The sequence below is a fragment of the Curvivirga aplysinae genome (genome assembly GCF_009711445.1).
GTDB classification, from domain to species: Bacteria; Pseudomonadota; Alphaproteobacteria; order UBA8366; family Aestuariispiraceae; genus Curvivirga; species Curvivirga aplysinae.
On the sequence record NZ_SMMC01000127.1, the window covers coordinates 1 to 14,844 of the forward strand.

The 14,844-nt window shown below is 38.2% G+C and carries 14 protein-coding genes; 2 read left to right on the plus strand and 12 right to left on the minus strand.

Going from position 1 to position 14,844, the window contains the following annotated elements; all coding sequences use genetic code 11:
• From E1160_RS03880 to E1160_RS03915, 8 genes are all read right to left on the minus strand, one after another.
• A partial coding sequence (locus E1160_RS03880; RefSeq protein WP_218048706.1) for an adenylyltransferase/cytidyltransferase family protein occupies nucleotides 1-506 on the minus strand: 506 nt, incomplete at its 3' end.
• Between the two features lie 16 nt (nucleotides 507-522).
• Nucleotides 523-1,521, minus strand: coding sequence for an SDR family oxidoreductase (locus tag E1160_RS03885; RefSeq protein ID WP_155153688.1), 999 nt, complete (start codon nucleotides 1,519-1,521; stop codon nucleotides 523-525).
• Nucleotides 1,522-1,541: 20 nt separating this feature from the next.
• The gene (locus E1160_RS03890) at nucleotides 1,542-2,273 is read right to left on the minus strand and encodes a methyltransferase domain-containing protein (RefSeq protein WP_155153689.1); all 732 of its coding nucleotides are present in this window, start codon (nucleotides 2,271-2,273) and stop codon (nucleotides 1,542-1,544) included.
• 4 nt (nucleotides 2,274-2,277) lie between these two features.
• Nucleotides 2,278-3,387 (minus strand): DegT/DnrJ/EryC1/StrS family aminotransferase, encoded by a 1,110-nt coding sequence (locus tag E1160_RS03895; protein ID WP_155153690.1) that lies wholly within the window; start codon nucleotides 3,385-3,387, stop codon nucleotides 2,278-2,280.
• Nucleotides 3,384-4,397 carry an NAD-dependent epimerase/dehydratase family protein gene (locus tag E1160_RS03900; protein WP_155153691.1) on the minus strand — a complete coding sequence of 338 codons (1,014 nt, stop codon included), beginning with the start codon at nucleotides 4,395-4,397 and terminating at the stop codon, nucleotides 3,384-3,386. The genes E1160_RS03895 and E1160_RS03900 overlap by 4 nt, the downstream gene beginning before the upstream one ends.
• 17 nt (nucleotides 4,398-4,414) lie before the next feature.
• Nucleotides 4,415-5,152: a transaldolase gene (locus E1160_RS03905; protein WP_218048707.1), complete on the minus strand. Its 738-nt coding sequence runs from the start codon at nucleotides 5,150-5,152 to the stop codon at nucleotides 4,415-4,417.
• A gap of 11 nt (nucleotides 5,153-5,163) precedes the next feature.
• Nucleotides 5,164-5,763, minus strand: a complete 600-nt coding sequence (locus tag E1160_RS03910; RefSeq protein ID WP_155153692.1) for an SIS domain-containing protein — start codon at nucleotides 5,761-5,763, stop codon at nucleotides 5,164-5,166.
• Nucleotides 5,764-5,793: 30 nt separating this feature from the next.
• Nucleotides 5,794-7,101 (minus strand): radical SAM protein, encoded by a 1,308-nt coding sequence (locus E1160_RS03915; RefSeq protein WP_155153693.1) that lies wholly within the window; start codon nucleotides 7,099-7,101, stop codon nucleotides 5,794-5,796.
• Nucleotides 7,102-7,301: 200 nt separating this feature from the next.
• Here E1160_RS03915 and E1160_RS03920 point away from each other — a divergent pair, with 200 nt between their 5' ends.
• A complete protein-coding gene (locus E1160_RS03920; RefSeq protein WP_155153694.1) occupies nucleotides 7,302-8,234 on the plus strand; it encodes an NAD-dependent epimerase/dehydratase family protein in 933 nt (310 codons plus the stop codon).
• 38 nt (nucleotides 8,235-8,272) lie between these two features.
• On the opposite strand, the gene E1160_RS03925 is transcribed toward E1160_RS03920, so the two are convergent.
• The 4 genes from E1160_RS03925 to E1160_RS03940 are packed head-to-tail and all read right to left on the minus strand — an operon-like array spanning nucleotide 8,273 to nucleotide 13,601.
• Nucleotides 8,273-9,244: an NAD-dependent epimerase/dehydratase family protein gene (locus E1160_RS03925; protein ID WP_155153695.1), complete on the minus strand. Its 972-nt coding sequence runs from the start codon at nucleotides 9,242-9,244 to the stop codon at nucleotides 8,273-8,275.
• A gap of 34 nt (nucleotides 9,245-9,278) precedes the next feature.
• On the minus strand, nucleotides 9,279-10,853 hold the full coding sequence (locus E1160_RS03930; protein WP_155153696.1) for a hypothetical protein: 1,575 nt from the start codon (nucleotides 10,851-10,853) through the stop codon (nucleotides 9,279-9,281).
• Between the two features lie 29 nt (nucleotides 10,854-10,882).
• On the minus strand, nucleotides 10,883-12,265 hold the full coding sequence (locus tag E1160_RS03935; protein ID WP_155153697.1) for a nucleoside-diphosphate sugar epimerase/dehydratase: 1,383 nt from the start codon (nucleotides 12,263-12,265) through the stop codon (nucleotides 10,883-10,885).
• Nucleotides 12,266-12,272: 7 nt separating this feature from the next.
• Nucleotides 12,273-13,601, minus strand: a complete 1,329-nt coding sequence (locus E1160_RS03940; protein ID WP_268890601.1) for a nucleotide sugar dehydrogenase — start codon at nucleotides 13,599-13,601, stop codon at nucleotides 12,273-12,275.
• A gap of 121 nt (nucleotides 13,602-13,722) precedes the next feature.
• Here E1160_RS03940 and E1160_RS03945 point away from each other — a divergent pair.
• On the plus strand, nucleotides 13,723-14,844 hold a 1,122-nt coding region (locus tag E1160_RS03945; RefSeq protein ID WP_218048709.1), incomplete at its 3' end, for a glycosyltransferase.

Sequence of the window (14,844 nt, forward strand, 5' to 3'; positions counted from 1 at the left end):
AAAGTAAGTAATTTAGTAGTGCTAATATTTGGTTTTTCTTCATGTAGAATCTTCGTAGAAGAATACACGATATCACCCGGCGAGAAGACAAACTTACCTCCATAAGTGGTCAGCGCATCTAATTCTCTTTGTGTTTTCGGGTTTAGCTCTGTTGCGGAATATTCATACCCTTTGACAAAAATATCCGGCTGTATTTTTAAAATATTTTCAATCGGTTCTTCATTATGATCGATAATGACGTAATCAACTATTTCCAACGCCGCAAGATTTACAGCACGTAAATCTTGCGGCACATAAGGACGCCCCTCGCCTTTATGAACATTACGATCTGACGTAATACTTACAATCAAGGTAGCACCGTGTTCTTTAGCCCAGATTAGATGTCTAATATGCCCTGGATGTACAAGATCAAAGGTACCATGACACATGACAACAATATTATCTTTTCTTGGGAACTTTCCGATAATTTCCTTTGCCTGATCACTCTCAATTATCTTATGGCTCATTTTTCCGTACATTATATTAACCTTCATCCCCAAGATATTTGAACCATTTTTGAGTAGCTTGCGAAATCGATTCCGGTGTCCATAGTGGCGCTTCTTGCCAGTAATCTATATTTTCTAAAACCTTTTTGACCCCCGCTTCAAAAGATACAGACGGCTCCCAATTAAGAAGACGTCGAATCTTTGTAATATCAGCGTAAGTGCAATCAGGCTCTCCCGGGCGCTTAGGTATATATTCTATATCCCCTTCCAAAAGTGAGACGAGTTTATTTATACTATAGCTACCATCACTACCAATATTCATTATCTCGCCACTGATGTCAGATTGAGCTGCCTTTAAAAAGCCATCGACAACATCTGTAACATAGGTAAAGTCACGCGTCTGCATCCCGTCACCAACTATGGTAAAAGGTTTATTAGATAACTTTTGTTTCAAGAAAACCCCTAAAACTGCACCATATGCACCACTTGTTCTAGAACGGGGACCATAAACATTAAAAAGCCGCATCGAAATTGCCGGTAAATTATACACTTTCTCCCAATGCATAATCATTTCCTCTGCCATCAATTTAGATAGAGCATAAGGATATTCCGGTTTTAAAGGGGCATCTTCAGGGGTAGGATAAACATCAGGAATGCCATAACAAGAAGATGAAGCAGCGTAGACTAACTTCTCGATATTCGCGTTTCGACAAGCTTCTAATAACGTAAGTGTGCCCTCAACATTCGCATGCATATATCTTGTAGGCTGCTCTATTGATGGGACAATATCCCCTAAACCTGCAAAATGAAAAACCCAGCTTACATCTGTAAAGCACGCTTTAACTTTCTCAGCGTCACAAATATCACTTTCGATAACTGTGAGCCTTTCCTGGTTTTTAAGATTTGCTAGATTTTCTGGACGTCCAGAAGAGAAGTTATCAATAACGACAACCTCATGCCCATCATTGAGCAACCTCTCAACCATATGACTACCGATAAAACCTGCACCACCGGTGACAACTGCTTTCTTTGTCATTATCTTTTTCCGTATAGAAGTTATTCTGTATCTATGTTCTTCAAGATCGCCCAGTTAACTTGTGGGACACCTCGATGCCAATTAGTTGCACTTAAATCAACACCAAGCTCTTCTTTGAAATATTTCCCCATATCCAAATATTCGCCAGTTTCAATAACTTGCATATCTACATGCTCTGCAAACAAATAATACGCATCACGTCCAAAGCGCCAATAATCCGGAGAGAGATGCCCATCAATATAAGCGAAAGGAGCTTGTAAAAATAAATATCCGCCAGGTCGTAAGATAAATTTTAGATTCTCCATCATAACAAAGGGATTTTTACAATGCTCAAGTATACTTATACATAAGATTGTATCGACAGTGTTTGCTGCCATTGGAGGCGGTGCAACTGAGAAATCTCCGATGATATCTACCGCGGAACGATGTCCCAATTTCTCAACATAATCCTGTTCTAGATCACAGATTGTCCATTTTGTAACAACCTCTCGCTCCTTCACATGATGATGCCAATAAGCTGGGGTGGACATATCCAATACATGTCCTTGGATATAGTCTCTAAATTTCCAAAGTAATTGATCATTAATCAACCCTCCAACAATTTCTGCTTCTTCGTAAGGGCCAACAAAATCTGATTCCGGATAGTATTTTTCTTTTAATTTAGCAATTAATTGCTTCGGTGTTTTTTCTTCGGTCACCACTTCTTTTTGAGGCGAAGATATAAATTTCTTCAAGTTTTGTATGAATTGCATGTTTTCAACTTTTAAAGAATAACTGGATAGACTTAATTACATGATCAATTTCTTGATCTTCCATTCCTACAAAAAGAGGCAATGTTAAAATCGTCTCCGCATAACTTTCCGTAATAGGTAACATAAATTCAATTTGTCTTTCCTGAAGAACAGGTTGTTGATGAACAGGAACTTCATAATGAACGCGAGTTTCAATACCTCTTTCCTTCAAAAACAATGCCAAGGCATCACGCTGTTCAGTTCTAATTATAAACGTATGATAAACAGCTCTTATTTCCTCTTGTTCCGATGGTACGGTAACAAAATCGCATAGGCCGTCGATATAACGTTGTGCAATAACTCGTCGCTGCTCATTCCAATCATCTAACAGTTCTAGTTTTCTTCTACATATTGCGGCTTGCAACTCATCCAGCCTGCTATTCATACCCCATGAATGACAGCCGCCTTGGGTCAAACCATGATTTCGATCCGCTATAATCGAAGCATATACTACTTCATTATTCGTAGTAATAATCCCACCATCGCCGAAAGCATTTAATGTCTTATTGGGATGTAAACTGAAACATCCTACATCACCTAAGCTACCGACAAACCTCCCTTTATAAGTAGCACCAACAGCCTGAGCACAATCTTCAATAACATAAAGAGAATGTCTACTTGCAACATCAAGTATTGGATCTAAGTCCGCAGGTGTGCCAGTAAGATGCACAGCTATTATAGCTTTTGTTTTATCCGTTATCGCGCCTTCAATTAATGTCGGGTTCATATTGAAATCTACACCAATATCAACAAAAACAGCTTTTGCTCCCACTAGCTCAATGCATGAAACCGAAGCTAAGAAAGAATTTGAGACAGTAATTACTTCATCTCCAACGCCTATACCAAGCGCTCTTAATGCTAAAATTAGTGCATCGGTTCCATTTCCGACGCCAATTGCTTTTGTTGCTCCGATATAAGTCGCAAATTCTTTTTCAAACGCTGATACCTCAGGTCCTAAAATAAATTGTCCTCTTGAGATAACCTTTCTGGTAATTTCCAGAAAATCTTCCATATAAGCTTCATGTGCGCGATTGATATCAGCAAGTGGAATAATTGCAGTGTTAGCATTACTCATTGCAAATCAAGTTCCTGCATACGTTTTATATTCGAATATAAAGAATTATCTTGAATATCACCGAATTCATCCGCTTTGAAAGCTTGACACAGATCCCTAACAGCATCGCCTATATCATATTGCGGAAAGAATCCAAGTTCTGCATTAATCTTCTCAGAAGAAATATGATAAGATCGAACGTCGTCAGAGGATGTTCTGACAATTTCAATATCCTCTTCCCTCGGAAACTCTTCTGCAACAACTTCGCGTACAATAGTAGCAATATCGATCATCTTGTGATTCTGATATCCAGCATTCCATATTTTACCCGACACTTTTTCTGCAGGCTGTTTTAATAACAGTGAATATAAGGAAATCATATCTTTGATATGCAAATTAGGTCTTTTCTGACTACCACCAAAGACCGTGATTTTTCTATTATTCACTGCATGGCTGGTCAAAATATTCACACTTAGGTCAAAACGCTGGCGCGTGGAATATCCACAAACTGTAGCGGGCCGAATAATAACTGGGCAGAAATCTTTGTCCTTATATTTTAATAGGATAGGCTCACACAAACCTTTATACTTATTATAGTCAGTAATCGGTAATAAGGGATGATCTTCGGTCACGTTATCAGCATCACTCACCCCATAAACACTGGCAGATGAAGCATAGATAAACATCTTCACTCCGGCGTCTTTACTCAATTCAACCAATGGCTCAAACGCATCAAAATTAATGGCCTTACTTAAGGCAGGGTTTAACTCAAAACTGGGATCATTCGAAACACAGGCAAGATGAATTACTTTATCAACCTTCTCTAATGAGGTTTTCAATAATTCCTGATCACGCAGATCACCTTTAATCTCTATCAAATTCGGATGATCACGCACACTTTCTAAGGAGGCATCTCCATATAAATACAAGTCTAAAACTTTTACATTATAGCCCTGTTCTAGCAAATTCATAGTCAACATAGACCCAACATAACCGGCGCCACCCGTTATCAAAACTGTTTCATCTGCCATGACAAATCCCCACATATTTAAAGTGTATATTCTGACGCGACAGCATCTTGATAAAACATGTTTACCGTTTCTTTAGAGAATGGAAGTAAATCCTTCCCAATCAGAGGTAATTTCTTCAATAAGTCTGGTGTCAAAGTAATAATATGACAACCGATATCATGAGCTTGAATTAAATTAAATATTTCACGAGGACTCGCCCATATAAGTCGATTATTTTGGCTCGTTTTGATGATCTCCACCGCCTCTTTCATAATAGACAATGGATCAATACCTGTATCCGCAATCCGTCCTGCAAAGACCGATATATAACCATCGACACAATCTGTCATAGCATCAGATACATGTTGAATTTGATCTATGGTAAAAACAGCAGTGACATTAACTTTGACTCCTTGTCGAGCCAATCGATATATAACGTCATAACTTGGATCACCTTTTTTATTACTAACAGGTATCTTCACATTCACATTATCGCCCCAGTTAGCAATTTTGAGAGCTTGGCGTTCCATTTCATCAAAATCATCAGCTAGAACCTCAAAAGAAATCGGTTTGTTAACTGCCCATTTCAAAGCTTCTTTTGCAAATTCTTCATAATTATGTACGCCGGCATTTCTCATCAATGTCGGATTAGTCGTGAAACCTTTGATATGGCTAGAATTAGCATAATGCTTTATATCTTCGATATTCGCACCGTCTGCAAATATTTGTGTTCTTAAATGATCCACCATCATCTTATTCAATATTCCGTCGTTCAAAACTTTCCAACCTATGAATCAACTGATTCCCATTTTGTTTTTTCTACTTTAAGCGCCGGATGACTAACAAGTAAATGCCAAACAAGCGCTGTCATACCTTCAGTGTGAGGTGTAACATGGGTTGGATTAACTGTCGGAATAATCACACAATGATCGGATACCTGAGCTGAAAAACCACCGTCTCGGCCAACTATAGAAAAGAGTGTCCCTCCTTTTTCCTTTCCATAAGAAAGCGCGTTAATGATATTAACGGATACGGATTTCTCTTTATTGCCACCACCTACAGAAAAAATAAGAATTCCATCTTTTTCATTAAATCTGGATCCTTTTAACCATTCAGAAAAACTACTTTCCCAACCTTCATCATTAATACGTGCCGTCAACTCAGAAACATTGTCTGTAGGTGCATATGCTTCAAATCTACATATCTTTCGAAAATCATTTACTGCATGCCCTGCATGCCCTGCTGAACCACCAACACCAATAATAAATAATCGCCCGTTTTTTGAACGTAACTGTTGTAGACCTATGGCCATATGTTCAATAGCATCGATGTCAATTTTTTCGAGAATATCTTTGCTCTCGTTTATGAAAGCTTGCGAAAAGTTCATTATCTATATTCCATCATTGAGTAAAAAACATCAGATATGATTAATATGAGTATCTGCAGGCATAGTTTCAGGATCAATACTCAACCCCTCTAAAATGCTGCTGTCTTTTTGCATAAAGTCACTCAATATCCGATTATAAGGATCATTTTTACAACCAGAAACGCACTTCATAACATCAATTTTTTGAACAAGATCAGGCATATTTTGTTGCCAAAACTCCGTGAAATCAGTCTCATGTTTTATAGGGCCGATAGACCATTTCATAGCCCCATCATCTTCTCTTTCCTCTTTATCCTTGTTAACACAAATAAAGACTCTTAGATCAGCCGCCGTTTTATTCTCAGATTTAACATCAATATCAAGATAAGACGACAACCAAACCCCACCACATTTTTGATAAGCTTCACCAGTATTCGTTCTATCAGGCCCCCAAGCAAGCTTAAATTGGTTATACTTACCATGGATACGAAAACTTGCATCTTCTAGGGCTTGGGCCTGTTCCAAACTTTCTTTTATGTCATCCAGTGTCATCGCTGTCATACGTTCCTTACGAATATACCAAGGCACATATTTCGGTTTATATGCGAGATAATCCACACCCAAATCTTTTGCTAATTTAGCTGCAGGTAGAATTTCCTGAACATTTTTATCATCAACAGTGAATTGTAATCCAATGGTAGGTTCTGTCTTCCCCATCGCATTACGTCGTTCCACTAAGTTTCGTATATTTTCAATGATGGTTGGAAACTGACCTTTAGCTCCACGCACGTAACTATGAGTTCTCTCAGTTGCAGCGTCTAATGAGATTCGTACAAATTTAAAATGATCTAAAACTGCAGATGCAATATCCTGAGGTTCCAAATCAATTCCTTGTCTTCGAATACCGTCTTGCAGTGTATACCCATTAGTATAACTGCCAATATCAAGATTGAGGTCTTCCTTCATATATTTAATCAAAGGAACCAAATGCGGGTACAACATAGGCTCGCCTGATCCCACTAAACTCACTGATTTAAGACCTAGATTATCCTTTGAATAATAGGGATGATCTGTATATTCGCTACCGAAATTTGTCGCCGCTTTCAACGTATTCTTCAAAGTATCAAGAGAAGCAGTAAACATAATATTCGGGTTAAATCTATATCCACCCGCATAACATCCTTTACATGCTTGATCACAATAGGTCACTAATCCAAGAGTAAAATGGGCAGGATAAGAAAAACCAAACTCCTTCAAATGCATGACGCGCGCCATATGACTGCGCAACTTCTCCGAATAACTTAAATATGAAACTTCTTTTTTCAAAGACATTGAAGGATCTGGATATGGTTTATTCATCTGGCATTCCCGGCAATCTACTATATAGTATTATGATTATGCGCAAATAGTCGTATAATTTACATCAATTTTTTAAACAATCCTATTCACTTAACTGATTTTCTTGCCACAAGCAAAAATTCAATTGAATTATTTTTCTCCAACACATGGAACTTTTAAAAAATTCAAACACAACATAATGAAACCAAAGGTGTTATATATTGCAAAAGAAACATATCTGGATAACAGGAGCTGCTGGATTTCTAGGAGGACATACGGGGTATCTTTTCGCAAATAACGGATGGGCAGTTTCCAGCATCGATATTGCACCAGTAACACATAACCAATTTTCTTCTTTTGCGTCTATTAACAACGTCTTAGATAGAAGAACTCTTGATCACCTCCTTACGCTCTCTAAACCAGATTGCATCTTCCATGCTGCAGGTAGCGGAGCCGTGGGAGATTCCATAGCAAATCCTGACTTAGATTTCCATAACTCTGTAACCAATACACAAATGATACTTGATTTTATACGTGAAAAGTCACCAGAGACCTTGTTTGTCCTCCCATCCAGTGCTGGTGTCTACGGGGCCTCTGACCAGCAACCACTATCAGAAAATCACCCCTTAAACCCAGTGTCTCCATATGGTAAACATAAAGCTATGGCCGAAGAGGTTTGCAGGAAGGCTAGTGAAATTCACAAGACCCAAACAGTCGTCATTAGATTCTTCTCTCTATATGGTCCGCGTTTGTTCAAACAATTATTGTGGGATGTAGGATGTAAGGCGTTAAAATCAAATAAAGAAATTCAGCTCTTCGGCACCGGACAAGAAACACGTGATATGCTCTACGTTGAAGACGCGACCTCAATAATCAAGACACTTGTGGAACAGAAAAATCCCGGACATATTTTAGTGAATGGCGGCACAGGGTATGCTCTGTCAGTCAAAGATATTGCTTCGGGATTATTGAAAGCTTTGGGTTTAGACCTAGCTATCACGTTCAACAATGAAGTTCGCCCTGGAGACCCGGCTCATTATCAAGCCGATCTAACATATGCTCGTAAATTAGGTTACACACCCCAAACGAAATTTTCAGACGGTATTCAACATTACGCGAAATGGTTCCAACAAGTTAAACAACTCGAACACTAATTTCTACTAAACATCAACAACACCTGGATTCCAGAAACTTATTTTTGACTTTTTACTTGCTCGTTTATCCACTTGAAGCTTTGCTCTAGTCCCGCACGTAAGCACATTGACGGCTTCCAGTTCAAATCTTTCTCTATAAGGGTATTATCTGAGGTTCTACCTCGCACTCCAAGCGGTCCTTCTATATGCCGCAATTCAATTTCCTTACCTGCAATCTGCATTATATAGCGTGCTAACGTATTGATACTCACTATTTCATCTGAGCCAATGTTATATGGGCCAGATAATCCAGAACGAAGCAACCTAGTCATCCCGTCAAGACATTCACTGATATACAAAAATGATCTTGTTTGTTCGCCATCGCCCCATATTTCTATACTACCCCCGTCCGGCGCCTGCGCAATTTTGCGACAAAGGGCCGCAGGAGCTTTTTCTTTTCCGCCATCCCAAGTACCATATGGACCAAAGATATTGTGAAATCTTGCAACACTACATGACATATCATAATTTCGATTATAGCTTAAATATAGACGTTCACTGAAAAGCTTTTCCCATCCATATTCACTATCAGGTGCAGCAGGATATGCACTATCCTCCGAACATAGAGGATTTTCCGGATCCATCTGGTTATATTCCGGATATATACAAGCAGAAGACGAATAGAATACATGTTTAATTCCTTGTAAGCGACATGCTTCAAGAACATTCAAATTGATAATCGCGGAATTATGCATAATCGCAGCGTCATTTTCGCCAGTAAAAATATAACCTGCACCTCCCATGTCTGCTGCCAGCTGGTATACTTCATCAAATTTCTGATCAATGATTTCTCTTACCTCACTTGCATCACGCAAATCAGTTATTTCAAAAACATCTGCATCTGTTTCTTGAAATTCAGGATATTTTAGATCGACTCCTTTCACCCAAAAACCTTCAGATTTCAATCTATGGACCAAATGGTGCCCAATGAATCCTCCTGCGCCCAATACTAATGCTTGTTTTTGTGCCATGTAATATGTCCTTATGTGTGTCGCTAACGCATCACTAAAGCGTCAAAATATAGTCTAGGCCTTCCACCCAACCTTTCGCGGATAGCTCCTTATGAATGATATGTGCACTGCTTGAGGCGATCAAAATAAAATCATTCACGCCTTTTTCGTAGGAAGCGTCACAAAAACCCTCTACCGAATTGCCACGCAATGAAAGCTCATGCCTCAAATATTGTCCCCTTACACCATTACCCCTTATAATAATATTTTTCTTATCTTTATAAGTTGTTAGGTATAAGGATAGATGATCTATTAATTGATCAATAACTTTTTTCATATCACCATGAGTTGCGGTTCTAAATTGATCAATAGAGAGTAAACTGGCACCATTAGATGGGCCATCAATAACAGAAGTTTTACGAAGCAAACTTTTTTCATTTTTCGTAACTTGCACCTCACTTAGTTCACATGAGGCTTCCCCCCAATTGACATGATTATAAATATAATAGTCTTTTACTTGATACATATGCACATGCAAATTAAACAGATCCATCAAAGAAGGATGCTTCACTGTTTCTTGATGATGAGTTTGAAAGGTATTTGCTTCCACACTTTTTCCGTGGCTATGGTCAATATGGAAATGTAAAAACTCATCGCCCAAACTTATTTCAGTTAAACCTGCGTGAAAAGCTGTAAGACCAAGAAGAGCATCAATATGTAAAGGATAGCATACGACTTCACTATATCCCGTTAATTTGGCCCAATCCTCGCGATGTAACAAATGAAAGTCTCCACAAGCGCGAAAATGCAAATTTGGCGGCAATTTCCCCATACTATCAGGCGATGTCTTAGTGTTTTTTTCATTACGAATACTCCCAGCCCCACCATCAGCATAATTGACCTCCAAAATATGATCATACGCTTTATCAAGGATTTCAGCGACGCCTTGCTCTTCCAAAACCTCTCTACGAATATCAACTCTGTTGGACCGATAAAGACAGCCCGGTTTCAAATACGGTCCTGTTATATAGTTAAATAACGTTTCAGATAACAAAACATCTATGTTTGTTGCTAAAATGAACTTGCCAGATGCTCTTCTAATTCCAACGTTTTTACCAATCATCTGGTGTAATAGTAGCGGAGATTGTTCTTGATACTTCGCGTGGATATCATAAGGAACCGTTATTATACGAATATTTACATACTGATGTTTCTTAGGAAAGTTGAACTGCTGCTGGAAGGAAGCTCGTTCCTTAGGTGGATTCCATTCTACAATTATAAGTTCGACATAACGCTTAATTTTTGCAGAAAGATAAAGAATAGTATCGATAAATGCCTGCGTTCGCTGGGCCATGTCTTCCACATGATCGTCATTACGTGACACAACAACAATACTTAAAACAGGTCCCGCCTCAGCATCACATAATAATCGTGTATATGCCGCGTCATCTATATCATTAGACAAAAGTAAATCTGGTTTCATTTGAACGTTCAAACGAGATTCAGCAGAGAAGATATCTTGATAAAGCTGTTTTGTAGGAAGTAGTACTCCATCAAAATCAACAGATCTTTCTAACGCCTTCGCGACATATGCTTCAGGCCAAAGTAGGGCATCAAAATTATTACTCATATGATATAGCTCTAGATATCATTTCACATCTAATTAAAAAAATCATTCAAATACTGATATCCATTGCCTTCCAATTCTTCTTGAATTTCAGCAGCAAAACTGGACCCGATCACAACATATGGAAGCTTCTTTAGATTATCCAACTCATTTAAACTACTGGCAATTATAGGAATTCCTAAAATAAGATTTCCTTTCTTATTTGGATCTTTATCTATGAAACCAGTAATTTGCACATTATGACGCTTGAATAATTGACATGCCATTTTGCCAAATGCTCCCCCGCCCCAGATTAAGATAGGCCGATCTTGTTCTTGCGCAATTGAAACGCGTGATAATAAATCTCGACTAATAAAATCCTGAATGGCATGAATAGAACGATTAACCGGATCATCTATAAACCCTTCCGTCATGAATGATAAAAAGTCATTGAGTTCTTGAAAATTGAAGTCAGCTGGCAATGTATTCGGAGAATAAGCCTTCAGCTTGTGTAAAAGACCACGTAAACAATCAGCGATTTCGATAATATTTACTTTTTCAACATCCACACATAACTGCGCGATTACCGCTTTAACATGCTTATACTCATCCAATTTATATTTTTTGTTTTGCTGCTCCAAACAAGCTTCATTGATGACTTTAAGCACTCCGTCTTCGATAACGTGACTACATGCTTCTTTAAGATGCATTGAACAATTTTGAGCTATCTTTCGGTTATAAGATGCTTCATCCCCTTGTGTAATTTGCAACCATCCTGTTGAGGTTGAAGCATACCCATGTATTGGATGGTAAAGATCCATATCCATAGATGCATCAATGATTTTTGCACCTTCCGTATGTGCTTTCCATAATAGCCAATTATCCCATTGCATCCGACCAATGGCAAAAGGCATCAAATCTGTTAACGTATTCTGATCAAAGAAAAAAAGATCAATTGCAGTTTCCACATCCCATGTTGCAAACTGATCCACAATCTCAAATAGTTTATCTTTCCAATATACCTCTTGATCAAAAAGTGGTTCTTGCAAAGGGATATTCTGTCGGCGAGCTGTCATCAAGACAGCATCATTAGTGGAAAGGTTTTCTATTAATCTTTCAACCGCAATCTGAAAACGATCTGTCAAAATGATATCTGCATTCAAATATGCAAAATAACGTGTATCACCATAATGCTTTGCAGAATCAAACAAAGAGTTGATCAAGGGTGTGCCTTTTTCATTCCGATCAACATGCTTAACATGCTTTGCCCCAATTAAAGCGGCGATTTCAGCAACGCCATCTTCATCTCCAAATAAGATAATAGGATAGCCTAAAGCTTGCCAACTTCTTAAAGCATTGGTCTGCATGACACCTGTGGCGCCCGAAAAAGGCTTACACGTCGCAAAAAGTGTAACCTGTTTATCAGAGGTAAGCATTCAGGAACTATCCTTGGCCTAAATAGAAAATAGATACATTATCCAATTGTTTATCCAAAGGTACAATACGCCAAGGGTCAATAATTATACGCGCTTTATCTTGATCAGATTCCAAATATTCCTGAAGATTTCTAAACTCTGCCCAAGGAGTCATAATAATAATGATATCTGCATCAATAATCGTAGATTCCAATGTCTCAGAAATGCATATATTTTCAGGTAATATTGACTTTGCTTCTGAATTCGCCATTGGGTCAAATCCAGTGATATTGATATACTCAGGTAATAATTCCTGCATCAATAAAATAGACTGGCTATTCTCTATTACAGCTGTATCCTGCTTATATGCCAATCCTAAAATTGCAATATGATCATCTTTTTTAGAAAGGCCATCTACGATCCCTTTAAGCCGTTTAATTTGATGTATATTTAGACGATCTGTTGCTTCCGCTATGTCACAAGACACATGCAATTTACGTCCTAAAGCAATCAACGCTTGGTTATCTCTTGGAAAGCACGGGCCTGCATATCCAATAGCCCCTTTAAGATATTTTATACCAATGCGACTATCTGCACCAATCGCATTGGTTACGACGTCTACATCCGCCCCTGGCAATTTTTCGCACATTTCCGCTAACATATTTGCATATGAAATCTTAGTAGTGACATAAGTGTTAATCGCAATTTTTGTTAATTCAGCGTTAATGAAGCTCATTCTTTTTATCATTGCTGATTTTTGACAGATGGAAAGATATATATTTTCTATCATCTGCCCTGCCACCGCATCAGATTCTCCAATCAGAATAAGGTCTGGATACAACATATTCTGGATAATATTCCCCAGAGCGATAAACTCCGGATGGTAACATAAACCAAAATCTTTTCCTAAAACCTTTCCTGAAACATCCTGAATAACTGCCGAGATCTCCCCATCCATTGATCCAGGCATCACTGTACTGGTAATAACAACAAGATGATATGTAGGTTTGTTTTTTAATACTTTCCCAATTTCGCTTAAAGCGGAAAGTAAATGTTCATTAGAAAACTGACCATCTGGTTGGCTCGGAGTAGGCAAAATTACAAAACTAATATCACTATTTGTAATTGCATCTTCATAAGAAGTAGTCGCCCGTATTTGATCCCCAAACTTATCAATATATTTTTGTAAATCAGGTTCAGTTACCGGAGCCATTTTCTTATTCAGCTGTTCAACCAAATAGGGTTCTTTGTCTAATCCAATTACTTGATATCCACCACTAGCGAATACAGCTGCCATTGGCGAGCCAAGTTTTCCTAGCCCAATAACAGAAATTTTGGGTTGCTTCGAATTTGTCATCAAACTCACTTACAAAATTTGTAGTTGAATGGAATATATATGCTTGATTTCGTTTGACAAGAATAGGTTTAAATAATCTAACTCTTAAGATAAACAGAAACGATACATTATGATAAGGGATATGGTGTCTTCTCCTCATACGCAACTGATTACGATTGTAATAATCGCTAGAGATGCAGAACAAACAATTGCGCGTGCCTTGCGTTCCGTTCTTACCGAAGGATGTGACTACCCTATTTTATTGGTTGATGATTCCGTAAAGGGAACAACAGCGTCTATTGCAAATGAAATTGCTGGATCTTCTTTGAAAATCGTTCAACCTATACAACATATCGGCGCAGGAAATGCCCGCCAAACTGCACTTGCCCATATTGATACGCCTTTTGCGCTCTGGTTAGATGCTGATGATGAATTATATCCTGGAGCATTAGCACAAACAGAACATACATTTCGAAATTCTTCTCCAGATATTATTATCACAGGTGCAGATCTATATGATAGTGATAGCGGGCAGTTTATAAAAACTCTTCCTATTCCCGATTTTATGTTTTCCCAATATGGACCTGCTCTTCTTTTAGAACGCAACTGGTGTCCCTCTCTTCAAATCGGTTTCAAGACCGAGTTCGCCCGATCGGTTTCTTATGACACTGCTTTTCTTGCATGTGAAGACTACGATTTTGTATTGCAAGCTCTATGTCATCAGGCGGTTTTTGATATCCAAAATAGGATCGGCATTAAATATTTTGCTCATGCTAATTCTCTCTCCAGAGATTTAAACAAAACCAAAAATTTTACTCGACAGGCGCAAAAGAAGATAACTAGTGCTGATATAGAAAATATCATGAAACATTATGCAGTACCTGTCCTCTTCCGCAACTGGATACAAGCATCACGCCATGTCTCCATGGGAGAATATGAAGCTGTCCATTCTTATTGCAAAACATTACTAAGTGAAAAAGACATCTTCCCACCTTATGGACAAACTTTGTCATGGCTTGCTCATTACATAAAAGCGACCAGTTATTTTTCCGATAACAAATGGAAAATGTCTCTAAATCACCTGAATGAAGCTTATAACGTTTCAGACCTAAGTTGTGATTTAGCAAATAATCTTGCTGTTTGCTCTTACAATCTCGGCAATCATGACGAAGCAAAAAAATATTTATCTTTGGCGCTTGCATTAAATCCCGAATATATGGATGCAATAAGGAACCTATCTTTGATAGAAAATCAGACAAATATT

Excerpts from the sequence above, each read along its gene's own strand:
- E1160_RS03885 (WP_155153688.1), bottom strand. The coding sequence starts at position 1,521 with ATGACAAAGAAAGCAGTTGTCACCGGTGGTGCAGGTTTTATCGGTAGT.
- E1160_RS03890 (WP_155153689.1), bottom strand. The coding sequence starts at position 2,273 with ATGCAATTCATACAAAACTTGAAGAAATTTATATCTTCGCCTCAAAAA.
- E1160_RS03895 (WP_155153690.1), bottom strand. The coding sequence starts at position 3,387 with ATGAGTAATGCTAACACTGCAATTATTCCACTTGCTGATATCAATCGC.
- E1160_RS03900 (WP_155153691.1), bottom strand. The coding sequence starts at position 4,397 with ATGGCAGATGAAACAGTTTTGATAACGGGTGGCGCCGGTTATGTTGGG.
- E1160_RS03910 (WP_155153692.1), bottom strand. The coding sequence starts at position 5,763 with ATGAACTTTTCGCAAGCTTTCATAAACGAGAGCAAAGATATTCTCGAA.
- E1160_RS03915 (WP_155153693.1), bottom strand. The coding sequence starts at position 7,101 with ATGAATAAACCATATCCAGATCCTTCAATGTCTTTGAAAAAAGAAGTT.
- E1160_RS03925 (WP_155153695.1), bottom strand. The coding sequence starts at position 9,244 with ATGGCACAAAAACAAGCATTAGTATTGGGCGCAGGAGGATTCATTGGG.
- E1160_RS03930 (WP_155153696.1), bottom strand. The coding sequence starts at position 10,853 with ATGAGTAATAATTTTGATGCCCTACTTTGGCCTGAAGCATATGTCGCG.
- E1160_RS03935 (WP_155153697.1), bottom strand. The coding sequence starts at position 12,265 with ATGCTTACCTCTGATAAACAGGTTACACTTTTTGCGACGTGTAAGCCT.
- E1160_RS03940 (WP_268890601.1), bottom strand. The coding sequence starts at position 13,601 with ATGACAAATTCGAAGCAACCCAAAATTTCTGTTATTGGGCTAGGAAAA.